21 protein-coding genes are annotated in these 22,943 nt (G+C 61.4%); 19 read left to right on the forward strand and 2 right to left on the reverse strand.

The genetic code is table 11. The annotated features are described in order from the left end of the window. The first annotated feature begins 150 nt into the window (after positions 1–150). The 9 genes from pilM to ACEUCR_RS08090 all read left to right on the forward strand — a co-directional run bounded on the left by pilM (position 151) and on the right by ACEUCR_RS08090 (position 9,328). Positions 151–1,209: a type IV pilus assembly protein PilM gene (gene pilM / locus ACEUCR_RS08050; protein ID WP_041993074.1), complete on the forward strand. Its 1,059-nt coding sequence runs from the start codon at positions 151–153 to the stop codon at positions 1,207–1,209. After that, positions 1,197–1,769: a PilN family type IV pilus biogenesis protein TapN gene (gene tapN, locus ACEUCR_RS08055; protein ID WP_041993078.1), complete on the forward strand. Its 573-nt coding sequence runs from the start codon at positions 1,197–1,199 to the stop codon at positions 1,767–1,769. Before pilM ends, tapN begins: the two co-directional genes overlap by 13 nt. Further along, a complete protein-coding gene (gene tapO / locus ACEUCR_RS08060; RefSeq protein WP_111874031.1) occupies positions 1,766–2,362 on the forward strand; it encodes a PilO family type IV pilus biogenesis protein TapO in 597 nt (198 codons plus the stop codon). Before tapN ends, tapO begins: the two co-directional genes overlap by 4 nt. Continuing rightward, positions 2,359–2,886 carry a pilus assembly protein PilP gene (locus ACEUCR_RS08065; protein WP_408775235.1) on the forward strand — a complete coding sequence of 176 codons (528 nt, stop codon included), beginning with the start codon at positions 2,359–2,361 and terminating at the stop codon, positions 2,884–2,886. Before tapO ends, ACEUCR_RS08065 begins: the two co-directional genes overlap by 4 nt. 77 nt (positions 2,887–2,963) lie before the next feature. After that, positions 2,964–5,027, forward strand: a complete 2,064-nt coding sequence (locus ACEUCR_RS08070; RefSeq protein WP_408789343.1) for a type IV pilus secretin PilQ — start codon at positions 2,964–2,966, stop codon at positions 5,025–5,027. Positions 5,028–5,218: 191 nt separating this feature from the next. Further along, positions 5,219–5,737, forward strand: coding sequence for a shikimate kinase AroK (gene aroK / locus ACEUCR_RS08075; RefSeq protein WP_041993090.1), 519 nt, complete (start codon positions 5,219–5,221; stop codon positions 5,735–5,737). A 14-nt stretch (positions 5,738–5,751) separates the two neighbouring features. Next, positions 5,752–6,831, forward strand: coding sequence for a 3-dehydroquinate synthase (gene aroB / locus ACEUCR_RS08080; RefSeq protein ID WP_041993093.1), 1,080 nt, complete (start codon positions 5,752–5,754; stop codon positions 6,829–6,831). Next, positions 6,824–8,383 carry an SPOR domain-containing protein gene (locus ACEUCR_RS08085; protein ID WP_408789345.1) on the forward strand — a complete coding sequence of 520 codons (1,560 nt, stop codon included), beginning with the start codon at positions 6,824–6,826 and terminating at the stop codon, positions 8,381–8,383. Before aroB ends, ACEUCR_RS08085 begins: the two co-directional genes overlap by 8 nt. 69 nt (positions 8,384–8,452) lie before the next feature. Next, positions 8,453–9,328, forward strand: coding sequence for a Dam family site-specific DNA-(adenine-N6)-methyltransferase (locus ACEUCR_RS08090; protein ID WP_041993100.1), 876 nt, complete (start codon positions 8,453–8,455; stop codon positions 9,326–9,328). A 12-nt stretch (positions 9,329–9,340) separates the two neighbouring features. Here ACEUCR_RS08090 and ACEUCR_RS08095 read toward each other — a convergent pair whose 3' ends face one another. After that, positions 9,341–9,532 carry a DUF2970 domain-containing protein gene (locus tag ACEUCR_RS08095; RefSeq protein WP_408747436.1) on the reverse strand — a complete coding sequence of 64 codons (192 nt, stop codon included), beginning with the start codon at positions 9,530–9,532 and terminating at the stop codon, positions 9,341–9,343. A 190-nt stretch (positions 9,533–9,722) separates the two neighbouring features. Here ACEUCR_RS08095 and rpe point away from each other — a divergent pair, with 190 nt between their 5' ends. The 10 genes from rpe to ACEUCR_RS08145 all read left to right on the forward strand — a co-directional run bounded on the left by rpe (position 9,723) and on the right by ACEUCR_RS08145 (position 20,173). Continuing rightward, the gene (rpe, locus tag ACEUCR_RS08100; RefSeq protein ID WP_041993105.1) at positions 9,723–10,394 is read left to right on the forward strand and encodes a ribulose-phosphate 3-epimerase; all 672 of its coding nucleotides are present in this window, start codon (positions 9,723–9,725) and stop codon (positions 10,392–10,394) included. Next, positions 10,384–11,049, forward strand: coding sequence for a phosphoglycolate phosphatase (locus tag ACEUCR_RS08105; protein WP_041993108.1), 666 nt, complete (start codon positions 10,384–10,386; stop codon positions 11,047–11,049). The genes rpe and ACEUCR_RS08105 overlap by 11 nt, the downstream gene beginning before the upstream one ends. 17 nt (positions 11,050–11,066) lie before the next feature. Further along, on the forward strand, positions 11,067–12,071 hold the full coding sequence (gene trpS / locus ACEUCR_RS08110; RefSeq protein WP_392444049.1) for a tryptophan--tRNA ligase: 1,005 nt from the start codon (positions 11,067–11,069) through the stop codon (positions 12,069–12,071). A gap of 122 nt (positions 12,072–12,193) precedes the next feature. Beyond that, positions 12,194–12,409: a hypothetical protein gene (locus tag ACEUCR_RS08115; RefSeq protein WP_041993114.1), complete on the forward strand. Its 216-nt coding sequence runs from the start codon at positions 12,194–12,196 to the stop codon at positions 12,407–12,409. Positions 12,410–12,423: 14 nt separating this feature from the next. Continuing rightward, on the forward strand, positions 12,424–13,005 hold the full coding sequence (locus ACEUCR_RS08120) for an aminodeoxychorismate synthase component II (protein WP_392444050.1): 582 nt from the start codon (positions 12,424–12,426) through the stop codon (positions 13,003–13,005). A gap of 472 nt (positions 13,006–13,477) precedes the next feature. Then, positions 13,478–14,695: an aspartate aminotransferase family protein gene (locus ACEUCR_RS08125; protein ID WP_408789350.1), complete on the forward strand. Its 1,218-nt coding sequence runs from the start codon at positions 13,478–13,480 to the stop codon at positions 14,693–14,695. A gap of 76 nt (positions 14,696–14,771) precedes the next feature. Next, positions 14,772–15,791, forward strand: coding sequence for an arginine N-succinyltransferase (astA, locus tag ACEUCR_RS08130; RefSeq protein ID WP_111874024.1), 1,020 nt, complete (start codon positions 14,772–14,774; stop codon positions 15,789–15,791). Between the two features lie 90 nt (positions 15,792–15,881). Next, the gene (gene astD, locus ACEUCR_RS08135; protein WP_408789353.1) at positions 15,882–17,351 is read left to right on the forward strand and encodes a succinylglutamate-semialdehyde dehydrogenase; all 1,470 of its coding nucleotides are present in this window, start codon (positions 15,882–15,884) and stop codon (positions 17,349–17,351) included. A 144-nt stretch (positions 17,352–17,495) separates the two neighbouring features. Then, positions 17,496–18,293, forward strand: a complete 798-nt coding sequence (locus ACEUCR_RS08140; protein WP_408759637.1) for a DUF1338 domain-containing protein — start codon at positions 17,496–17,498, stop codon at positions 18,291–18,293. 206 nt (positions 18,294–18,499) lie between these two features. Further along, entirely contained in the window at positions 18,500–20,173 is a 1,674-nt protein-coding gene (locus ACEUCR_RS08145; RefSeq protein ID WP_408789356.1) for an Hsp70 family protein, read from the forward strand. Here ACEUCR_RS08145 and ACEUCR_RS08150 read toward each other — a convergent pair. Beyond that, positions 20,170–22,941 carry a J domain-containing protein gene (locus ACEUCR_RS08150; RefSeq protein ID WP_408789359.1) on the reverse strand — a complete coding sequence of 924 codons (2,772 nt, stop codon included), beginning with the start codon at positions 22,939–22,941 and terminating at the stop codon, positions 20,170–20,172. The genes ACEUCR_RS08145 and ACEUCR_RS08150 overlap by 4 nt on opposite strands. Positions 22,942–22,943: the final 2 nt, after the last annotated feature.

Raw genomic sequence — 22,943 nt, forward strand, 5'->3', positions numbered from 1 at the left:
CAAGCCGGGCCAGGATGACCATGATAGTCGCTATCTGGGAAGGATGTGTTATGGCACTGATAATTCAACCATTCTAACTGCACGCGACCCGCCATCTGGCGTTAGCTGTTCTACAATCAATGCCAAAACCAGCAACGCATGGATGTGTATATGGTTGGGCTATTCAAGAAAGGAACTCTGGTCCCCTTGATAGGAGTGGATTTTGGCAGCCAGTCCATCAAGGCGGTCACCCTCAACGGCTCTGCGGCCAAGCCCAGACTCGAATCCGTTGCCGACGTCGCCATGCCCAAGGGGGCATTGATCGACTATCAGGTGCAGGATATCGAGCGGGTCAGTCAATCCATCAAGACCCTCAAGCGTCAACTCATCGGCAGCAACCAGCAGGTCGCCACCGCCGTCACGGGTTCCAATGTGATCACCAAGGTGATCCTGGTGGATGGCCACCTCAGCGAGGGAGAGCTGGAGGCCCAGGTGCAGTTGCAGGCGGAGCAACTCATCTCCTATCCCCTGGATGAAGTCAGCATGGACTTCGAGGTGCTGGCCGGCGCATCGGAAACGGATCGCCAGCGGGTATTGCTCAGCGCCGCTCGCACCGAGAGCGTCAATGGCCGGGTCAGTGCCCTGGCCGAAGCCGAGCTGACTACCCGGGTGGTGGATGTGGGGGCCCATGCCCTGGTGCGCGCCGTGCTGGCCTGCCAGCCCGATCTCGCCAGCCTGGACAAACCGGTGGCGGTCATCGACATAGGGGCCAGTGCCATGACCTTCGCCTCCCTGCAAAAAGGCGAGGTGACCTATTTTCGACTGCAAAACTTTGGTGGCGATCAGTACAGCCAGGCCATCTCCTCCTTTTATAACCTTCCCCTGGAAGAAGCCGAGCTCGCCAAGGTCCGGCAGCAGTTGCCCGCCGACCATGAAATGGAGGTGCTGCAACCCTATTTGCAGAATCTGCTGCAACAGGTGCGCCGCAACATTCAGTTGTTTGCCAGCTCGTCGGGACAGCGGGAGCTGGCCAAGCTGGTGTTGACCGGAGGGGGCAGCCTGGTGGCCGGCCTGACCGAGGCGCTGCACCAGGAGCTCTCCCTGGAGGTATTGCACCCGGATCCCTTTGCCCTGTTTGGCCGTGGCGGTGATGAGAGCCGTGGTCATGGCGCGAAGTACATGACGGCGTTTGGTCTGGCCTTGCGGAGCTTCACCCCATGTCAAATATAAATTTGCTGCCTTGGCGTGAAGCCAGGCAGAAGCGCGAGAAGGCGCAATTCGGGGTGCTGTTCGGGGTTTGTCTCGCGGTGACGGCCTCCCTGGGGTTTGCGGTGGACTGGTTCATCAACCAGCAGACAGCCAGCCAGCGGGAGGTGAATCAGCGCCTGGTGCGGGAGATGGTCACCCTGGATGCCCAGCTGGGCGAGATCCGTCTCATCAAGGAGAAGCGCCAGGGCCTGCTCGACCGGATGCAGCTCATCGAGCGGCTGCAGCAGAGACGCAACTTGCCGGTGCGCCTGTTCAACCAGTTGCCATTATTGGTTCCCAATGGGGTCTATCTCAACACACTGGCACTGAAGCATGATGTCATCGATGTAAACGGCAAGGCGGAAGCCTACGGCCGGGTGGCCAGCATGATGCGGCGCATCGATGGGGCCGGTTGGCTGGGATCATCGCGACTGAGCACCATCTTCGCCTCGGATGTGGCTCCCGTTGCTCTCAGCCAGTTCTCCATGATGTTTCAGGTCACAGAGTCGCCGGTAGATGGGGCGGGAGGCAACAAGTCATGAATCTGCAGCAATTCAACGATCTGGACCTGAACAACATAGGGGACTGGCCCAAGGCGGCCAAGGTGGTGCTGATCCTGTTCGGTTGTGCCCTGCTCGCTGGCGCCATCTATTACTATGTGATCGCGGACTCCACGACCGCCCTGACCCAGGAGCGCAACAAGGAGGGGGAGCTCAAGGCGCAGTTCGAGAGCAAGGCCATGCTGGCGGCCAATTTGCCCGCCTACAAGACCCAGCTTACCGAACTGGAGCAACTGGTCGATACCCAGCTCAAGCAGTTGCCCAATACCCATGAAGTCGCCGGCCTGCTCGATGACATCAGCTTCATCGCGACCGACAACGGCCTGACCCTCAAGCGCATCCATTGGGAGCCCGAGACGCCCCATGAGTTTTCTACCGAGCTGCCGATGCGCATCGAGGTGGCCGGCAGCTACCATGAGATTGGCAAGTTCACCGCCGCCATGGCGGCCCTGCCGCGCATCGTCATCCTCGACTCCTTCACCCTGAGCCAGGGGGCAGGCAACGACATCATCGCCATGTCCATGCTGGCCAAGACCTACAAGTACAATGACAATGCCGGAGGGCAACAGAAATGAGACCCTTCATCGGATGCGGTCTCGCCCTCGTGCTGACCGCCTGCAACAACCAGGAAAACCTGGATGGCTACCTCAGTGAGGTCAGGGCCAGGCCGCCAGTGGCCATAGAGCCGCTGCCCACCATCACGCCCTTCTCCCCCATGGGCTATGATTCGAGTGACAAACGAAGCCCATTCATCGCACCCCAGCCGGAAAGTCGCGCCGGGGTGGAGCAAAAGCCCAAGGCCGATTGTGCCCAGATCGTTGCCGACAGACCCAAGGAGGTACTAGAAAACTATTCGCTGGCGAGCCTGGCCATGCAGGGCACCATGGGCCGTCAGGGGCAGTTGTGGGCGCTGATCCGCACGCCCGATGGCCAGTCGATGCGCATGGGACTGAATCATTACATGGGACTGGATCAGGGCAGGATCATCCGGATCAGCAAGACGGCGGTCGATCTGCTGGAGACGATACCCGACGGCAAGGGGTGTTGGGTGACGCGAGAGACCCAGTTGGTGATGGCAGGTCTCGAGGCAAAAAGATAATCAGGGATGAGCATGAGGTTCGCGGCCGGTAATGACCCATCTTCTTGAAGTAAAACGATAATCAGGGACGAGCGTCGATGAGAACAACAATGGCGATACTTTTCAGGGTGGCTGCGCTGTTACTGGGCGCTGGCTTGCAGCTGGCATGGGCTATTCCGACCCTGCAGGAGGTCAAGGTCAACCCCCTGTTGGCCGGTGAACTCCTGTTGGAGCTCGGCTTCAGCGAACCCGTCTCCGGGTTTACCGATCGCCTGGATTATCAACCGAACCAGCTGATGCTCAGCATCCCGGGGGCGGTAGGGGCACTCAAGGTCAACCCGCTGCCCATCCAGCAGCAGGGGGTCGACAGCATCAAGGTCGATGGCAAGGGGACCGGGCTGGAGGTGCGGATCGCCCTGGACAGACTGATGCCCTATCAGGTGCGTCAGCAGGGCAACAAGCTGCTGGTCTCCCTCGGCGACAAGGCCTCCAAGCCTGAGCCGACCCCCGTCGCCAAGATCCCCATGGTCTCGTCCGCCAGCAATGGCGTTCAGGGCGGCGCCTACTTCAACACGGTCAAGGGGGTCGATTTTCGCCGGGGCAAGGATGGCCAGGGGGAATTTCTGGTGCGCCTGGACAACAGTTCGGCGGCCGTCGATGTCAGCAGTACCGGGCAGAAGGTGGTGGCCAAGTTTCATGGTACCCGGATCCCGGATGATTTGCTGAACATCATCAATGTGCTGGATTTTGCGACCCCTGTCTCCCAGATAGAGACGTTTCGCCAGGGCAATGACACCCGATTCGAACTGGCGGTGACCGGCCAGTTCGACTATCGCTACGATCAGGCGGACAAGCTTTTCATCATAGAGGTGAAGAAACGGGCACCGGTTGGCGCGGCTGCCAGGCAGTACAAGGGCAAGCCCATCTCCCTGAACTTCCAGGACATACCGGTGCGCACCGTGTTGCAGCTCATCGCGGACTTCAACAACCTCAATCTGGTGACCACGGATTCGGTCTCAGGCAACATCACCCTGCGCCTCGATGGGGTGCCCTGGGAGCAGGCGCTTGACATCATCCTCAAGGTACGGGGGCTGGACAAGCGGCTCGATGACAACATATTGCTGGTGGCGCCGGCCGAAGAGATCGCCGCCCGCGAGAAGCAGCAGCTGGAGAGCCGCAATCAGGTGGCGGATCTCGCCCCCCTCTACACAGATTACCTGCAAATCAACTACGCCAAGGCGTCGGAAGTGGCGGCCCTGCTCTCCTCCGAGAGCACCAAGCTGCTCTCGGCCAAGGGGGCCGTGAGCGTGGATGAGCGCACCAATGTGCTGGTGGTGAAAGACACGGCGGAGGTCATCAGCAACATCAAGCGGATGCTGGACATCCTCGACATTCCGGTCAAGCAGGTGGTGATAGAGGCGAGGATGGTGACCATAGATGACGGCTTCGACGAGGCGCTCGGGGTACGCTGGGGGGTCAGCAAGAACGATGGTCACGGCAACAGCACCTCGGGCACCATAGAGGGTAATGACAGTTCCAATGGCACAGGGGTGGCTGGGAGTGTCGAAGACAGGCTCAACGTCAATCTGCCGGTGACCAATGCCGCCGGTACCCTGGCCTTCCAGGTGGCCCGTCTCGCCAACGGCACCCTGCTGGATCTCGAGCTCTCTGCACTGGAAAAAGAGAGCAAGGCGGAGATCATCGCGAGCCCGAGAGTCACCACGGCGAACCAGAAGCCGGCACTGATCGAGCAGGGTACCGAGATCCCCTATGTGGAGTCCTCCTCCAGTGGCGCCACCTCGGTCACGTTCAAGAAGGCGGTGCTGAGCCTCAAGGTGACGCCGCAGATCACTCCGGACAACAGGGTCATCCTGGACCTGACCGTGACCCAGGATACCAAGGGGGAGACGGTACCGACCGGTACCGGGGATGCGGTCTCCATCAATGCCCAGTCCATCACCACCCAGGTGCTGGTCAACAACGGGGAGACCCTGGTGCTGGGCGGCATCTATCAGCAGACCATCAAGAACGATGTCAGCAAGGTGCCGCTGCTGGGGGACATCCCGGGTCTTGGCGCCCTGTTTCGCAAGACCACCAGCGAGAACAAGAAGCGGGAACTGCTGATTTTCGTGACCCCGAGGATAGTTACCGACAGCTTCTGAATGCTTTACATGTGAGGTTAAAACACATATAACCTTACGCCCCAATGAGGCTGGGGCGTAAGGGCTGCGGTTGCCAGTCCCGATTTCTATTGAGATAATCCCCCTCCTGATCCATCGAAAGATAAGGTTCATAGGTACCCCGATCCATAGTTCATCGGGGTCGTACAGTTTGTAATTACTAACGAAAAGACATGGCTGAGAAACGCAATATTTTCCTGATAGGTCCCATGGGTGCGGGCAAGAGCACCATAGGTAGACATCTGGCAGAACAACTGCATATGGAGTTTTTCGACTCAGATCATGAAATTGAGCGCCGCAGTGGTGCCGATATCAGCTGGGTGTTCGATGTTGAAGGCGAAGAAGGTTTCCGGATCCGCGAGGAGAAGGTGATCGGCGATCTGTCCGAGCAGCAAGGCATAGTGCTGGCAACGGGCGGCGGAGCAATCAAGAGCCGCGAAACCCGCAACAAGCTCTCTGCTCGCGGCATCGTCGTTTACCTCGAAACCACCATAGAGAAGCAACTGGCGCGCACACAGAGAGACAAGCGCCGTCCGCTGCTGCAAACCGAAGAGCCGCCCCGCGAGGTATTGGAGCGTCTGGCGCAAGAGCGCAACGCCCTGTACGAGGAAGTGGCCGACTTTGTTATCCACACCGATGATCAGAGTGCTAAAGTCGTCGCCAATCAAATCGTCAAGCTGATCGGTATGTAATCTCGAGGACGTCCATGGAAAGGTTGAAGGTCGAACTGGGTGAGCGCTCTTACCCCATAGAAATTGCGGCTGGACTGTTGCAGCGCCCCGAGGCGCTGACTCAGGCCATCCAGGGCAAGCGGGTCATGATAGTGACCAACACTGTCGTGGCGCCCCTCTATCTCGAGCGGGTGAGCCAGCTGCTGACGGATTATCAGGTAGAACACCTGATCCTGCCGGATGGTGAGGCGCACAAGACCCTGGCGACCTTCGAGCGCATCATGTCTGCGCTGCTTGAGACCAACCATGGACGCGATACCACACTTATCGCCCTGGGTGGGGGTGTGATAGGGGATGTGGTGGGCTTCGCGGCCGCCAGTTTCCAGCGTGGCATCCCCTTCATTCAGGTGCCCACCACCCTCCTTTCCCAGGTCGACTCCTCCGTCGGCGGCAAGACCGCCGTCAACCATCCCCTCGGCAAGAATATGATAGGCGCCTTCTACCAGCCCAAGCTGGTGGTCATCGACACCGAGTGCCTGCAGACCCTGCCCGCGCGCGAGTTTGCCGCCGGCATGGCCGAGGTGATCAAGTACGGCATCATCTGGGATGCGGATTTTTTCCACTGGCTGGAACAGAACATGTCCCGGCTGCAACGGCTGGATCCGGCGGCGCTGGCCTATGCCATCAAGCGTTGCTGCGAGATCAAGGCGGAAGTGGTGGCCGAGGACGAGACGGAGCACGGCGTACGGGCGCTGCTCAATTTGGGTCACACCTTCGGTCACGCCATCGAGGCGGAACAGGGCTACGGCAACTGGCTGCACGGTGAAGCGGTTGCCGCAGGCATGATGCAGGCGGCCGCCACGGCCCGCTTGCGTGGCCAGCTCGATGGCGAGCAAGAGGAGCGGATCCGCGCCCTGCTGCTGGCCGCCGGGCTGCCGGTGAAGGGCCCTGTCGGCATGGGGTTCGATGCTTACCTGCGCCACATGCGCCGGGACAAGAAGGTGCTGGCGGGCAAGCTTCGCCTGGTATTGCCGGTGGGGATCGGCCATGCCGAAGTGGTGGCCGATGTGTCTGATGCCCAACTGCAGTCGGTGATCGAGTCCGAATGTGAGTAAGTTACTCCAGTTTCCCTCCCAGCGGCAGCTGGTCGAACGGCTGCTGCATCTGATTGAATTCAATCACCCTTTCATTTTTCTTTCCGGTCCGGCCGGCAGCGGCCGCGCCACCCTCTGCGAATCCTTGCTCGGCCGCCTGCCAGAGAAGGTGACAGTGGTGAGCCTCATCGGCCGCCCCGACATGAAGATGGCCGAGGTGCGCCAGTTACTGCTCGAGCAGGTGGTCGACAGGCCCTTGTTCAATCCTCAGGATGCCCTGGCCGACAGCTTCTTTCGCATGCTGGAGGGCAAACCCGCCACCCTGCTGCTGCTCATCGAGCGGGCCAGTGACCTGCCCGCCGAGCTGCTTGGCGAGCTGTGGGCCCTGTGCCGCCACAACGACACCCTGACCAGACCCCATCAGCTGGCGATCCTGCTCAGCGGGGATGACGGCTGGTGTCGCAGGGGACGGGCTGGGCTGAAGGGGCGGGCCATGCCTGCCCTGGAGCTGGAGGTCGCGCCCCTGAGCGCCCCCGAACAGCGGATCTTCCTGTATGAAAAGGCCAAGGCACAGAAGATACCGGCCAGCCTCTTGCCCAAAAGCAAGGTAGAGGAGATCCTGAGCCAGGCGAAAGGACACCCGTCCACCATCATGCAGGCCCTGGAGGATATCATGACCGACAGAAGACCCAAGAAGCCCCAACCCAAGTTGCCCATCAAGACGATCGTGCTGGGGTTTGTTGCCGTCATCGGCATTTTGTTGGCGCTCACTTACCTGGTGCCCGCGTTGTTTGGGGACAAACAGGAAGACGTGGCGGGGAGCCAAGCCCTCGATGCCCCGCTGCCCCTGCCCATCCCGGGGGACGGGTCGCAAGGGGCCGTGACCCAGGAGGGATCAGCCCAGAGCGCAGCGGTCGGCACCGGGAGTGGCGATCAGGACAACGCCGCCCTGGTGCGCGACTGGCAGGCCGAGAGCCAGGACCTGCCCAAGGCGGTACAGAGCGAGACGGTGACCGCGGATGCCGGCAACTATGAGGGGCGTCGTCTGGTCATTTCCGACGACGTGGTCGAGAAGCTGATGACCCAGCCCGGCGTCAGCGGCGCTCTGCCGACCCAGGTGGTCAAGGAGCTGACCGGCGAGGCCGCCCCCGCCAATCCCCAGAGTCAGGCCGGGACGCAGCCTCGTCAGGACGCGGCTTCCGCCCAGCGCCAGACGAGCACAATCCAGTCTGACTCGACCAAGCACACGGAACCTGCCGTGGCCGCCCCCCGCGTCCCCCTGACGCCGGTCGCCACCTTGCAGAAGAAGGCCAGAACCCACTACAGCGTGCAGCTGATGGGGGCGAGCAATCGCCCGGCGGTCGACAAGTTCGTGGCCGAACATCGTCTGGCCGGCAAGATCTGGCTCTATCAGACCCAATTTCGCGGCAGTCCCTGGTTCGTGGTGTTGCAGGGGGATTACGGCAGCGCCCAGCAGGCGAAGGCGGCAATCCGCCAGTTGCCGCCGGCCCTGCTCAAGGGACAGCCCTGGCCCAAGTCGTTCGCCCAGGTACAAAAAGAGCTGAAGCCATAGCGGCAGGTCGGATAAGGGGGTAGAATCGTCCCCCTTTTTGGGTTGCTGCCTCCTTAACGCCGGATTTCCATGAAGAAAACACGCGCTTTTTTAAAATGGGCCGGGGGAAAATACTCCCTGGTGGAAGAGATTGCCGAGCGGTTGCCAGCAGGGCGTGTGTTGCTTGAACCCTTCGTCGGCGCCGGATCCGTGTTTCTCAACACCGACTATGACGCCTATGTGCTCAATGACATCAATCCGGATCTGATTGCGCTCTACAACCATCTCAAGCAGAAGCCGGATCGGCTCATCGCCGAGGCGCGCAAGCTGTTCGTGGCCGACAACAACCACAAGGCGGCTTACTACCGGTTGCGTACCCAGTTCAATCAGACCCAGGGTAGTTTCGATCGCTCCCTGCTGTTCCTGTTCCTGAATCGCCATGGCTTCAACGGCCTGTGCCGCTACAACAAGAAGGGCGGCTTCAACGTGCCGTTCGGTTCCTACAAGAAGCCCTACTTCCCAGAAAAGGAGCTGTGGGCCTTCGCCGAGAAGGCACAAAAAGCCACATTCATCTGTGAGAGCTATGCCGACGCCATCAAGCGGGCGGAGCAGGACTGGGTGATCTACTGCGATCCCCCCTATGCGCCGCTCTCCACCACCGCCAGCTTCACCACCTATTCCGCCGGGGGCTTTACCCTGGACGATCAGGCGATCCTGGCCCGGCTGGCCCGTCATACGGCTGCCGAGAAGGGGGTGCCCGTGCTCATCAGCAACCACGACATCGAGCTGACCCGTGAGCTCTATCGCGGTGCCAGGCTCGACGAGATCCTGGTCAAGCGCACCATCAGCCGCAATGGCGGCACCCGCAACAAGGTGGCCGAGCTGCTGGCGCTCTATCCGCCCGGCATCGCCCCCGAGCAGGGCTGGTATCCCGGAGATCTGATCGAGAGCGAGGCGAGCGCCTGAGCAAGGCCTGCCTTACCCCAGCACCCAGCTCACCAGCAGCCAGAGGCTGCCGACCAGGGCGCCAATAAGCAGCAGTCCCATCAGGATGAACAGAAGGGGCGAGCCGCCGGCAAAGTCCCGCTGGCGATTGCGCTGGGATTGCACGCCAAACAGGGCTGCCAGGGTGCTGGTGAGGGTATGCCATAGGGAGAGTCGCTGGTTCATGGGTGCCTCCTGATGGTTATCAGCCTAGTCAGCTTTGGTCACTCCCTCCTCTGTCTTCCCCGTTTCCGGTCTGCCCGGCAGGCTCCCTCCCGCGTCTTCGGGCGGGGAGAGGCGGTGATCGGCCTCGTTTCCTGGCCCGCTTTGGGGTAAAATTGCGCCGCTTTTCGCCTAGCTGCCAATGGATGACGTGATGAAAGACTTTCTGATAGCCCCCTCGATCCTCTCCGCCGACTTCGCCCGCCTGGGTGACGATGTTGCCAAGGTATTGGCTGCGGGGGCCGACGTGGTGCATTTCGATGTGATGGACAACCACTATGTGCCCAACCTGACCATAGGCCCCATGGTCTGTCAGGCCCTGCGTGACTTCGGCATCGAGGCGATGATCGACGTGCACCTCATGGTCAAGCCGGTGGATCGCATCGTGCCCGATTTCGCCAAGGCGGGCGCCTCCCTCATCACCTTCCACCCGGAAGCCTCCGATCACGTGGACCGCACCCTGGGCCTCATCAAGGAGCAGGGCTGCCAGGCCGGCCTAGTGCTCAACCCGGCCACGCCGCTCTCCTGCCTCGAATACGTGATGGACAAGCTGGACGTGATCCTGCTGATGTCGGTCAACCCGGGCTTCGGCGGTCAGAGCTTCATCCCCGGCACCCTCGACAAGCTGCGCCAGGTGCGTCGCCTGATCGACGAGAGCGGTCGTGACATCCGCCTCGAGATCGACGGCGGCGTCAAGGTGGACAACATCCGCGAGATCGCCGAGGCCGGTGCCGACATGTTCGTGGCGGGCTCCGCCATCTTCAGCCAGCCTGACTACAAGGCGGTGATCGACCAGATGCGTGCGGAGCTGGCCCATGTCCGTTGAGCGTCCCTTCGACCTGGTGCTGTTCGACCTGGACGGCACCCTGATAGACAGTGCCGCCCAGCTGGCGCTGGCGGTCAATCGCACCCTCACCGATCTGGGGCTGGCCGAGGCCGATGAGGCCGTGGTGCGTACCTGGGTCGGCAATGGCGCCGACAAGCTCATCAGCCGTGCCCTGGCGTATCGCGAAGGCGACGAGCTGTTTGAGCGGGCGCGCCCTCTGTTCGATCGTCACTACCAGGCCTGTCTGCTGGAAGGGCTGGCCATGTATGACGGGGTGGAGCAGAGCCTGCGTCGCCTGCAACGCCTGGGCTATCAACAGGCGGTGGTGACCAACAAGCCCAGCCACTTCGTGCAACCCATTCTCGATGCCCTCGGCATCAGCGACTGCTTCGCGCTCTGGCTCGGGGGCAACTGCCTGCCCGAGAAGAAACCCAGGCCCGAACCCTTGCTGCACGCCTGCCACGAACTTGGGGTAACGCCCTCCCGTACCCTGATGGTGGGCGACTCCGAAAATGATGTGCTGGCCGCCCAGGCCGCCAGCATGAAGGTGGTGGGTCTTACCTACGGCTACAACTATGGCCGCCCCATCGCCGACTCCAATCCTGACTGGGTGTGCGAGCGCTTCGGTGAACTCGACGCCCTGCTGGCCGAATAAGAACAAGGACTCCCTTCATGGCTAAACCAATCGTACTGAGCGGCGCCCAGCCCTCCGGCCAACTCACCATAGGCAACTACATGGGCGCCCTGCGCCAGTGGGTCAAGATGCAGGATGACTTCGACTGCCTCTACTGCATCGTCGACCTGCACGCCATCACCACCCGCCAGGATCCGGCCGCCCTGCGCAAGGCGTGCCTCGATGCCGCCGCCCTCTATCTGGCGGTGGGGGTCGATCCGGCCAAGAGCACCGTCTTCATCCAGTCCCACGTGCCCCAGCACGCGGAGCTAGGCTGGATCCTCAACTGCTACACCCAGATGGGCGAGCTGTCGCGCATGACCCAGTTCAAGGACAAGTCCGCCCGTTTCGAGAACAACGTCAACGTCGGCCTGTTTGGCTACCCGGTGCTGATGGCGGCGGATATCCTGCTCTACCAGGCCAACCAGGTACCGGTCGGCAACGATCAGAAGCAGCACCTGGAGCTGACCCGCGACATCTGCACCCGCTTCAACAACCTGCATGGGGAGGTGTTCACCCTGCCGGAGCCTTTCATTCCGGAAGAGGGGGCCCGAGTGATGAGCCTGCAGGATCCCACCAAGAAGATGTCCAAGTCCGACGACAACGAGGCGAACTTCATCGGCCTGCTGGAAGATCCCAAGCAGATCGTCAAGAAGATCAAGCGGGCCGTCACCGACTCCGACGATCCTGCCGTGGTGCGCTTCGATCCGGTGAACAAGCCCGGGGTGTCCAACCTGCTGACCCTGATGTCGGGGGTGACCGGCCGCACCATTCCGGAGCTGGAGCAGCACTTCGAAGGCAAGATGTATGGCCATCTGAAGACGGAGACCGCCGAGGCCGTGGTCGCCCTGCTCGAGCCGCTGCAAGCCCGTTTCCACGCGCTGCGTCAGGATGAGACCCACCTGAAAGCCATTCTCGCCGCCGGCGCAGAAAAGGCCAGGGAAAGGGCTGAAAAAACCCTGGCCAGGGTATATGATGTGGTCGGCTTCGTTCCAAGAGCCTGATATATCGGATTGTGGTGACACCGTAGAAAGCCGGGTATCAACCTGGCTTTCTTTGTTTTGCCCGCCGCTATGAGCGATCTCCGGATCCCGATTTGAGCGGACCTTGAGTCCCAAGAGTGAACATGTTGACCGAAGAAAAAATCACCATTGAAGAGTTGGGGGACAAGGGCCACTGGCTGCGCAAGTTTCGCAAGGCCAAGAACCTCAATACCCTGCAACTGATGGTCTCCAACGCCATCGACCGGCACCATGCCACCCCCGCCATCGTCGCCGCCATCTACCTCGCCGAGTGCCAACGGGAGCGGGAGATGGAACAGGGCCGCTACCTGGATCGCTAAGCCTCCCGCTGCCCATGCTGTTACTGATCGACAACTACGACTCCTTTACCTGGAACCTGGTGCAGTATTTCGGCTCCCTGGGGCAGGAGGTCGTGGTCAAGCGCAACGATGCTCTGACCCTGACCGACATCGAGGCCATGGCCCCCGATCACCTGGTGATCTCCCCCGGCCCCTGCACCCCCAATGAAGCGGGCGTCTCGCTGGACGCTATCGCACATTTTGCCGGTCGTATCCCCATCCTCGGGGTCTGCCTTGGTCACCAGTCCCTGGCCCAGGCGTTTGGCGCCGAGGTGGTGCGTGCCCGCCGGGTGATGCACGGCAAGACCTCCCTGATCCGCCATGGGGGGGAGGGGGTCTTTGCAGGATTGCAGGATCCGCTGCGGGTGACCCGTTACCACTCCCTGGTGGTTAGGCGCGACACCCTGCCTGACTGCCTGGCGGTGACCGCCTGGAGCGAGCACGCCGATGGTTCGTTCGACGAGATCATGGGGCTGCGCCACAGGACGCTGGCGGTGGAAGGGGTGCAGTTTCATCCCGAGAGCATACTGAGCGAACAGGGCCACGAGCTGCTGGCCAACTTTCTCTCCCGGCGCTGATCCCTATTTTCTGCTCTGCTTCCCCCTTTGACAGGATAATCCACCAAGTGCCGCGGCTGGCGCTCTTCCCCCGTCCAAATGGCGCCAGCCCTGAGGGAAACGGCCGGTGTCGTCATGGAGAATGGGCTTCGTTCGACTAGGTTTTTGGCTCCTGACTCCCGGGATCCCGGGGGGATTTCACCCCATTTCGGTCGAAAGTCGTGATCTGACTCTCGTTTTCCATATGTCGCCGGAAAAATTTTCCCTGACACTTTATTCACTCTGCTACCTGCCCAAATTATCTCTTGCCAATACCCTCTGAGCCGTTATGCAATGGGGCTGCCTAAAATCTCATGAGCAATCGAACATTGTTCCTTGTAGGTCGTCAGGTTACAGACTTTTTACTTTTTTTCTGTGATAATCCCGTCACGTTTACACGGATTTAACTTTTAGGCGGTGGATTATTCTGTCGCCATCTGGAAGGAGAGCAAGTATGTCAGAGTTGTTGGCAGTGACACGTGAAGTGTTTGATGAAGTCATGGTTCCCAACTATGCGCCCGCCAAGATCATCCCGGTGCGTGGTGAAGGGTCACGTGTCTGGGATCAGGAAGGCCGCGAGTATGTGGATTTCGCCGGCGGTATCGCGGTCAATGGCCTGGGTCATTGCCATCCCAAGCTGGTCGAGGCCCTGAAAACCCAGGGCGAGAAGCTGTGGCACCTCTCCAACGTGATGACCAACGAGCCGGCCCTGCGCCTGGCCAAGAAGCTGGTCGCCGCCACCTTCGCCGAGAAGGTCTATTTCTGCAACTCCGGCGCCGAAGCCAACGAAGCCGCGCTCAAGCTGGCTCGCCGCTATGCCATCGACAAGTTCGGTGCCCACAAGACCCAGATCATCGCCTTCCACCAGGGCTTCCACGGCCGCACCTTCTTCACCGTCAGCGTCGGCGGCCAAGCGGCCTACTCCGACGGCTTCGGTCCCAAGCCCGCCGACATCACCCATGTCGCCTACAACGATCTGGCCGAGCTGGCCGCCGTCATCTCCGACAATACCTGCGCCGTGGTGATGGAGCCGCTGCAAGGGGAGGGTGGCATCATTCGTCCCACCGACGAGTTTGCCAAAGGGGTGCGCGAGCTGTGCGACAAGCACAATGCCCTGCTGGTCTATGACGAGGTGCAATCCGGGGTCGGCCGTACCGGCGAGCTGTTTGCCTACATGGGCCTGGGGGTCACCCCGGATATCCTCACCAGCGCCAAGGCGCTCGGCGGCGGCTTCCCCATCGGCGCCATGCTGACCACCACCGAGATAGCGGCCCACCTGAAAGTGGGTACTCACGGCTCCACTTACGGCGGCAACCCGCTGGCCTGCGCCGTGGCCGAGGCCGTGCTGGACGTGGTCAACACCCCGGAGGTGCTCAGCGGCATCAAGCAGCGCGAGCAGCTGTTCCGTGCCGGGCTCGACGCCATCAACGCCAAGTACCACTGTTTCAGCGAAGTGCGTGGCCAGGGCCTGCTGCTCGGCGCCGTGCTCAACGATGACTTCAAGGGCCGTTCCCGCGACTTCCTGCTGGCCTCCATCGATCAGGGGCTGATGGCCCTGGTGGCTGGCACCAACGTGGTGCGTTTTGCTCCCTCCCTGGTGATCCCGGAAGCGGACATCAAGGAAGGGCTGGCTCGCTTCGAGCTGGCCGTGGCTCAGGTCGTTAACGCCTGATCCCGAATTGAGGTGGGGGCCACTCCCGGCAGGAGCCGGGACCCCACCTGTCGTCAATGAAAGGGAGTTGTCATCTATGTTGTTAATTCGTCCCATCGAACAGAAAGATTTTGCCGGGCTCAAGACCTGTGCCATCGAATCCGGCACCGGCATGACCTCCTTGCCGGTCAATGATGAGCTGCTGCAGCGCAAGATCGATGCCTCCACCCAGACCTTTTCGGACAAACCCGCGGGAAAGGGCGACTGCCTCTATTTCTTCGTGGCCGAGGATCTGGAGAGCGGGGACATGGTTGGTACCTGTGCCATCGACGCGGCCGTGGGCCTGTCCCAGCCGTTTTACAACTACCATATCGGCAAGGTCGTCCACTCTTCCCCCAAGCTCGGCATCTACAACGTGGTCGAGACGCTGACCCTGTCCAACGACTACACCGGCAATTCCGAGCTGTGTACCCTGTTTTTGCGCGAATGTGCCCGCGAGGGGCTCAATGGCCGACTGCTCTCCAAGCACCGCTTCCTGTTCATGGCCGAGCATCCGGAGCTGTTTGACAAGACCGTCTTTGCCGAGATGCGCGGCGTCTCCGATGCCAATGGTCACAGCCCGTTTTACGAGTGGCTGCAAAAGCACTTCTTCTCGATGGATTTTCCCACCGTCGACTATCTCACCGGGATCGGCAAGAAGCGCTTCATCGCCGAGTTGATGCCCAAGTACCCCATCTACGTCAATCTGCTCAGCAATGAGGCGCGGGCCGTCATCGGCAAGACCCACGAGAAGACTCGTCCTGCCATCAAGATGTTGCAAGATGAAGGCTTCGTGAACCGCGGTTATGTGGATATCTTCGATGCCGGCCCCACCGTCGAGTGCGACGTGAACAACATCCGCACCATACGCCGCAGCAAGCGCCTGACCGTGGTGGTGGGGGAACCCCTGGGGGGCCACACCTATCTGCTGTGCAACACCCGCTTCGAACAGTATCGGGCCTGTCTTGGCAATATCCGGGTCGATCTGGACAAGCAGGAGGCCATAGTGCCGCCCAAGATGGCCGCCGCCCTCAAGGTGGAGAATGGCGATCTGGTGCGGGTCGTGGATCTGGACTGACAAGGGGGAGGGGATGCCCCTTCCCGCGAACATGACGACTGGGCGCCCGCAGGCTCGGACGCCAGGCAACGCAAGCAACAAGGATATGCAATGAGCGAATTAGTACAGCTGATTAACGGCCAATGGCTGGCGGGCGAGGGCAAGGGATTCGAGTCGCGGGATCCGGCCAAGGATCAGGTGATCTGGCAAGGGCAGGCGGCAAGCCAGGCCCAGGTGGATGCCGCCGTCAAGGCGGCCCGCGCGGCCTTCTACCATTGGTCCGATCTGGCCCTCGAGGAGCGTCTGGCCATAGTGCGCCGCTACGCCGACCTGCTGGGCGAACACAAGGAAGCCCTGGCGCTCACCATAGCCCGGGAAACCGGCAAGCCCCTGTGGGAGACCCGCACCGAAGTGGCCGCCATGCAGGGCAAGATCGCCATCTCCATCCGTGCCCATGACGAGCGCACCGGCACGGTGGAAAACCCCATGCCCGGTGCCAAGGCGTTCGTGCGCCACAAGCCCCATGGCGTGGTCGCCGTGTTCGGCCCCTACAACTTCCCGGGCCACCTGCCCAACGGCCACATAGTGCCCGCGATCATCGCCGGCAATACCGTGGTGTTCAAACCCTCCGAGCTGACCCCCATGGTGGCCGAAGCCATGCTCAAGGTGTGGCTGGAGGCCGGCCTGCCCGCCGGTGTCATCAACCTGGTGCAGGGGGAAGTGGAGACAGGCAAGGCCCTGGCGGGCAATCCGGACATCGACGGCCTCTTCTTCACCGGCTCGTCCCGCACCGGCCACTTCCTGCACCAGCAGTTCGCCGGTCAGCCGGGCAAGATCCTGGCGCTGGAGATGGGCGGCAACAACCCGCTCATCGTGAAAGATGTGAGCGACATCGACGGCGCCGTCCATGCCATCGTCCAGTCCGCCTTCATCACTTCCGGCCAGCGCTGCACCTGCTCCCGCCGCCTGTTCGTGGAGCGTGGCGAGCGCGGCGATGCCCTAGTCAAACGGTTGGTGGAGGTGGTCGGCCAGATCAAGGTCGGTCTCTATGACGCCGCCGAGCAGCCCTTTATGGGCGCCATGATAAGCGAGCGTGCGGCGCGAACCATGGTCGAGGCGCAAGCCAACCTGCAAGCGCTGGGCGGCGAGAGTCTGCTTGCCCTCAAACACCTGGAAGCGGGCACCGGCTTCGTCTCTCCGGGCATCATAGACGTGAGTGCGGTCAGCGCACTGCCGGACGAAGAGTACTTCGGCCCGCTGCTGCAGCTCATTCGCTACGACGACTTCGATGCCGCCATCGACCAAGGCAACGCCACCAGCTTCGGCCTCTCCGCCGGCCTGCTCGGCGACAACGAGGCGGACTGGCACCACTTCTTCAAGCGCATTCGTGCCGGCATAGTCAACTGGAACAAGCCCATCACGGGGGCCTCCAGCGCCGCACCCTTCGGCGGTATCGGTGCCTCCGGCAACCACAGGGCGAGCGCCTACTACGCCGCCGACTACTGTGCGTATCCGGTTGCCTCCGTCGAAGACAGCAAGGCTGCCATGCCGGAGCAGCTGTCCCCGGGTTTGACCTTCTAATCGAGAAGGAGCGGGTTTGATGCCGCAGGAGAGGCCCAAGGCCGCCGACGACTGCGTCATATCCCCGGTCTGCTGATAACAAGAAAATAAAGAGGGGCACTGAACAGGTGCCCTTGTCTGTACCCGCAATCAAAGGAAAGAGAGATGCAAAAGGATATCGAGACCCTGTTTGGCCATCTGTGGGACAACTACATTCAAGTCACCCCCAGTGCCCACAAGGTTCATCAACTGCTGGGAGGCGGTGCCCCCATCATCAACGATCACGTGGCGTTTCGGACCTACAACCTGCCCAAGCTCGGTCTCGAGACACTGGCGGCCCACTTCCGTGCCCTGGGGTACGAGGAGAAGGGCGAGTATGTGTTCAAGGCCAAGAAGCTCTATGCCAAACACTTCGAACATGCCGATCCGGATGCGCCCAAGGTGTTCATCAGCGAGCTGAAGGTGGAGGAACTCTCCGAAGGCGCCCAGGCCATCATCCACAAGCTGGTGGATCAGGTGCCCGATCACCTGACCGACACCTCGGCCTTCCTCTACGCCGGTGCCCCCTGGCAGGTCTCCCACGCCGACTACCAGACCCTGCTGGCCGAGAGCGAGTACGCGGCCTGGATGGCGGCCTGGGGCTATCGTGCCAACCACTTCACCGTCAACATCAACCGCCTGAAGGAGTTCGATACCATCGAGCAGGTCAATGCCGCCCTCAAGGCGGCGGGCTTCGTGCTCAATACCGTCGGTGGCGAGGTGAAGGGGGATCCCCAGGTGATGCTGGAGCAATCCTCCACCATGGCTGACAAGGCCGAGGTGGCCTTCAGCGACGGCGTGCGTACCATTCCGAGCTGCTTCTACGAGTTCGCCCTGCGCTACCCCCAGGCCGACGGCACCCTCTACCCGGGTTTTGTCGAAGCGTCCGCCGACAAGATCTTCGAATCCACCAACGCCATGTAATGGCTGCCGTGAACAAAACGCCCCGAGAGGGGCGTTTTTTATGGCTTTTCGTTAAACCCCTTTCACTGCACTCACGCCCACCGGGCTGACAATGCACCATGGCGATGAGTCGCTGGTCGACCAAATTGAGTTCCACTTGACTGCGGATAACCTCCATCGCGACAATCCAGATTCTGAAATGGACTCACTTGCGTAGAGGTATCGTCATGACAGTGGTTCGGACGCCGGCCATCGGCATCGATCTGGGAACAACCAACAGTGCGATTGCCGTCTGGCAAGAGGACAAGGCCTACCTCATTCCCAATGCCCATGGCGAAGATCTGACGCCGTCGATCATCAGTATCGGCGAGGACGATACCCTGTTGATGGGCCAGGCTGCGGTCACCCGTCAACTGACACATCCGTCCAATACGGCCTCCCATTTCAAGCGTTTTCTCGGCAGCGAGCGGCGCTACCGGTTGGGCAGGGAGCAGTACACCCCGACCGAACTCTGCGCGCTGGTGCTCGGCAGCCTGAAGTCGGATGCGGAGACCTGGCTGGGTCACGGGATCCGTGAGGTCGTCATCTCGGTACCGGCCTATTTTGGTGATCAGCAGCGCAAGCAGGTGCGGCTGGCGGCCGAGTTGGCCGGACTCGAGGCAGTGCGACTCATCAACGAGCCGACGGCTGCGGCCATGGCTTACAGCCTGCACGAGCAGCATAGTCGCCGCTTTCTGGTATTCGATCTGGGGGGCGGCACCTTCGATGTGACCCTGGTGGAGTATCAGGAGGGCATCATGGAGGTGCGCGCCTCGGCGGGGGACAACCGGCTCGGTGGCGAGGATTTTACCCAGGATCTGGTGGATGCGGTGCTGGGTCGGCTCGGTATCGATCGCGGCGAGCTGACGCTCTCCCAACTCGGGCAGGTCTATCTGGCTTGCGAGCGGGCGAAACGTCATCGTAGCGGCAGCGGCCTTGAGGTGGTGCTTGGTGCTGAGTGGAACCGGACGTTCGGCTTCGTCGAGAGCGAGCTGACCGACATCTGGCGCGAGAGTCTCAACCGGCTGCGCAAACCGCTGAGTCAGGCACTTTCCGATGCGCGCCTGCAGCCCGACGAAGTCGACGAACTGATTTTTGTCGGCGGGGCGAGCCGCCAGAGCGAGGTGCAGCAAACCGCGGTACGCCTGCTCGGCCGCTTTGGTCGCCACGAGCTGGATCCGGATCGGGTGGTGGCCATGGGGGCGGCCATCCAGGCAGCCTGCCGCCTGCGAGACAGTGCGGTGGAAGAGCTCATCATGACCGATGTCTGCCCCTTTACCCTGGGGGTTGCGGTCAATCAAGGGGATCTGAGTGGCGTGTTCAGTCCCATCCTCGAGCGCAATACCGTGGTGCCGGCCTCACGGGTAGAGCGTTATCAGAGCCGACACGAGCAGCAGAGGGCCGTGTGCATCAGCATCTATCAGGGGGAGCGTTTCTGGGTGCGCGACAACCTGCATGTGGACGATCTCGAGATCCCGCTGCCGACCGGCAAGGGTATCCAGGAAGTGGATGTGCGCTTTAGCTACGACATCAATGGCATGCTGGAGGTGGACGTGACCCTGGTGAACTCGGGTGAACTGTTCCAGAAGGTGATAGACAGAAGTCCTGCCGGCGTGACCGAAGAGAGCAAGCGTGAGAGCCGAGAGCGGCTTGCCCGGCTCAAGCAGCATCCGCGCGATGCCCTACCCAATCTGACCCTGAGCGAGCGATTGCAGCAACTCTATGAAGAGAGCATCGGCGACGAGCGTCGTCAGATCGAGCAGTGGCTGCTGCAGTTCGAACGGGTCCTGGCCAGCCAGGACCCGCAAGTCATCAACTCGTTCCGCCAGCAGATGAACAAGCTGCTCACTCAGTGGCACTAGTCGAGGATATCGCTCAGCGACATCCTGCCCTGCTTGTAGAACGCCCTGGGCCAGCCACGGCGCAGTGCGCCAGGCCTCAGCCGGCAGCTCATGACGAGGTGACCTAGCCAGAGTGGAACAGCCAGCCAGGCGCTGTTGATGTAGAACGCGATGGCTAGCCAGATCAGGCTCCAGATCAGATAGTTCCGACTGGTACGCGGACGTGTCTGGGCCCGGCAGATGTGCCACATCAGATAGAGATTCATGAACAGCATCGCCGCCATGTCCAGACCGAGGGAATAGTATTCCACCCAGTAGGGTGAGCCGGAGGCGAGGACTTCACGCAGGGATGGTTCCAGTGGAAACACAAAGTAGGGCAGGATGGCTGACAGTATGCTGACGAAGATCAGCTGTGCACCGCTTTGTAGCCTGAAACGCTTCTTGGCGTGTGCCCTGTCATGTTCAAGCTGGGTGTTGAGCTTGTCCTCCAGATAGCCCTGCACCAGAGAGCTCACCTCCTGCTGGGCTGGCGTGAGGTCGTCCTGTTGCTTGTAGAGCGGGTCGAGCTGACGGGCCTGAAAGCCATGGCTGCCAAAATCATGAGCCAGCATGGCCAGGGCATAACAGACGGGATAGACAAACTTGGCAGCGGCTGCGTTCGGGTGGTGTTTCTCTAGTTCTTCCAGCGTGGTGATATTGTCGGGGTCCTGTTGCAAGTAAGCGTAGATCAGTGACTCTTCGGCGTAAGGGTAGACTTCCAGTGCCAATCCCTGTGCCTGGCGCAGTGTTTCAAGCCGTTGGCGTAGCGGAGTCAAAAGGTATTCATAAGCCTCGTTACTTGTCTTGTGGCAAAGCAGCAGGTTCCACAGCACTATGGTGCAGGCCAGATCCGGCTCGTTATCCAGTCGCCGGTCGATCAGGGCGGCCAGGGCGGGCAGTTCGTTCAAACGGGCGCGCTCGAGCAGAGCCTCGTCGCCGACATCGGAGTGTTTGAGGGATTCGGTCTGGTGGCGCAGCGCCAGTGACAGCACGTACTGCTGTGGCCAGCGGGCGCAGGCATCCATGATGATCGCCTGGTAGACGGTGGGCTGGGCACAGAGGTGCAGCAAGGTGGCCAGCGGCGTGTCATCCTGATTGGCTGGCAGAGACCCCATCGACTGGCGCAGGGCGTCGAGGTGCTGATTCGGCGTCCAGGGGCGGGCGTAATAAAACAGCGCCCAGCGGAAACAGCCGGGCCAGCTCTCGCCATGCCAGGCATCGGCGAGCACAGTGTCGCTGTAGTAGCGTTGATGGGAGAGGCGAGCGCCCAGATGTTCCCCCTGCATCATCTTCTCATCCCACCCTTCCTTGCTGGCTCGTTGGGCGATGGCCTTGAACCAGGCGTCGGGCAGCAGCGGATAGCGGCGCAGATAATCGAGCCATTGCTCCGGCGTTGCGCAGGCAAGCTGTTCGGCACTGGGGGGCGCGATGGCGAGCCAGTCATCCTTGCCATAACCGGCGAGCAGGGCGTCGAGCAGGGGCAAGTCGGGCCGTTCGGCCAGCTTGCGGCGGGCATGGCGCTGCAGCAGGCGTACCAGGAACAGCCAGCCGCCCTCGGCATCGGCCAGTTCGGGTTGCGCCAGTGCCGCCTCCAGGGCTTGCCAGGTGCCATATTCACTGCTCCACCAGAGGCGGGCAAGTGCACCGCGAAGACCCGGTATGGACTCCAGGGCCAGTATCGTGAGTGGCGTCTTGTCAAGGCTCACCATCTGAGCGTGCAACCACGTCTCCAGCGGATCGGGTTGCAGCCAAGGCTGCATCAGCCACTGGGGCTCCCAGAAAGCGCTGCGGGTGGTTGGCCAGTGGTTGGCGATGGCCAGGGCTTGCAGCCAGCGCGCCAGCTCGGGTTCGCAGCGGATGTACCAGCCGATGAGATGGTTGGTGAGCAGCGCCTCGTAGCCTCTTTCTGCCAGTGTCTCGGCGATGCGCATCACCAGTAGTTCCTTGCCGCAACGCAGGGCGGAGTCGGAGAGTAACCGCCAGTCATCTTCGCTCAGTTGTTCCTGGGCCAACAGAGCCAGGGTGAGGGAGAGGCGGTGGGTGGCATCGCCATCATCACCGGCGGCTTGCAGGGCCCGCAGTTGCAGACGCATCAGGTCCGGGTGATCGCCGACGATGGGCAGGGTAGAGTGATAAATGAGCCCCAGCACGCCATTGCGATCACCGGCGTCCAACGACAGCAGCAATGGCTGGTAAAAAGCCAGCACGGCGCGTTGATGGGCATGATCCAAGGTCGCGAGCCATTCGAGGGGCGCAGCCAGCGGTGCCTGTCGCCACCAGTCGAGGAACTCCCCCTTTTTTTGCATGTCGCCGGAGCGGCGCAAGAGTGAGGCCCAATCGAGCGCTTGCCAGAGATGCTCTATCAGCGGCGCCGGTAGCCACTGCCATTGAAAAATACGTTGCAGCACCTCGTCCGAGAGCTGGCTCTGCTGCACCAATGAGAGGGAGTGCAGCGACGTTTGCCACTCATCCCACTCGGTCATGACAAAGCGTCGACTGGCGTCGCCAAGTAACGAAAGCAGGGCGGTCAGCTCTGATGCTTCGGCAGGATGAACCAGCTCGGTTGCAGGTCCGGTCGCCTGGCTCATGGCAGGGGGTGGCCGGCTGGCCTTTTCATATGCCTCACGCAGCAGGCGGAATCCTTCGGGATCCTCTTCCGGGTGGCAGTCACGCAGTTTGATGTGGTAGGCGCGCTTGATGGCGGACAGATCGCCGGTCTCTTTGAGCCCGAGTCGTTGCCAGATGTCCATGA

The organism is Aeromonas bivalvium (assembly GCF_046078285.1).
Classification (GTDB): Bacteria; Pseudomonadota; Gammaproteobacteria; order Enterobacterales; family Aeromonadaceae; genus Aeromonas; species Aeromonas bivalvium.

Excerpts from the sequence above, each read along its gene's own strand:
- aroK (WP_041993090.1), top strand. The coding sequence starts at position 5,219 with ATGGCTGAGAAACGCAATATTTTCCTGATAGGTCCCATGGGTGCGGGC.
- ACEUCR_RS08150 (WP_408789359.1), bottom strand. The coding sequence starts at position 22,941 with ATGGACATCTGGCAACGACTCGGGCTCAAAGAGACCGGCGATCTGTCC.
- trpS (WP_392444049.1), top strand. The coding sequence starts at position 11,067 with ATGGCTAAACCAATCGTACTGAGCGGCGCCCAGCCCTCCGGCCAACTC.
- ACEUCR_RS08105 (WP_041993108.1), top strand. The coding sequence starts at position 10,384 with ATGTCCGTTGAGCGTCCCTTCGACCTGGTGCTGTTCGACCTGGACGGC.
- astD (WP_408789353.1), top strand. The coding sequence starts at position 15,882 with ATGAGCGAATTAGTACAGCTGATTAACGGCCAATGGCTGGCGGGCGAG.
- tapN (WP_041993078.1), top strand. The coding sequence starts at position 1,197 with ATGTCAAATATAAATTTGCTGCCTTGGCGTGAAGCCAGGCAGAAGCGC.
- ACEUCR_RS08070 (WP_408789343.1), top strand. The coding sequence starts at position 2,964 with ATGAGAACAACAATGGCGATACTTTTCAGGGTGGCTGCGCTGTTACTG.
- pilM (WP_041993074.1), top strand. The coding sequence starts at position 151 with ATGGTTGGGCTATTCAAGAAAGGAACTCTGGTCCCCTTGATAGGAGTG.
- rpe (WP_041993105.1), top strand. The coding sequence starts at position 9,723 with ATGAAAGACTTTCTGATAGCCCCCTCGATCCTCTCCGCCGACTTCGCC.
- ACEUCR_RS08095 (WP_408747436.1), bottom strand. The coding sequence starts at position 9,532 with ATGAACCAGCGACTCTCCCTATGGCATACCCTCACCAGCACCCTGGCA.
- ACEUCR_RS08120 (WP_392444050.1), top strand. The coding sequence starts at position 12,424 with ATGCTGTTACTGATCGACAACTACGACTCCTTTACCTGGAACCTGGTG.
- ACEUCR_RS08065 (WP_408775235.1), top strand. The coding sequence starts at position 2,359 with ATGAGACCCTTCATCGGATGCGGTCTCGCCCTCGTGCTGACCGCCTGC.
- aroB (WP_041993093.1), top strand. The coding sequence starts at position 5,752 with ATGGAAAGGTTGAAGGTCGAACTGGGTGAGCGCTCTTACCCCATAGAA.
- ACEUCR_RS08145 (WP_408789356.1), top strand. The coding sequence starts at position 18,500 with ATGACAGTGGTTCGGACGCCGGCCATCGGCATCGATCTGGGAACAACC.
- ACEUCR_RS08125 (WP_408789350.1), top strand. The coding sequence starts at position 13,478 with ATGTCAGAGTTGTTGGCAGTGACACGTGAAGTGTTTGATGAAGTCATG.
- astA (WP_111874024.1), top strand. The coding sequence starts at position 14,772 with ATGTTGTTAATTCGTCCCATCGAACAGAAAGATTTTGCCGGGCTCAAG.
- ACEUCR_RS08090 (WP_041993100.1), top strand. The coding sequence starts at position 8,453 with ATGAAGAAAACACGCGCTTTTTTAAAATGGGCCGGGGGAAAATACTCC.
- ACEUCR_RS08115 (WP_041993114.1), top strand. The coding sequence starts at position 12,194 with ATGTTGACCGAAGAAAAAATCACCATTGAAGAGTTGGGGGACAAGGGC.
- ACEUCR_RS08140 (WP_408759637.1), top strand. The coding sequence starts at position 17,496 with ATGCAAAAGGATATCGAGACCCTGTTTGGCCATCTGTGGGACAACTAC.
- tapO (WP_111874031.1), top strand. The coding sequence starts at position 1,766 with ATGAATCTGCAGCAATTCAACGATCTGGACCTGAACAACATAGGGGAC.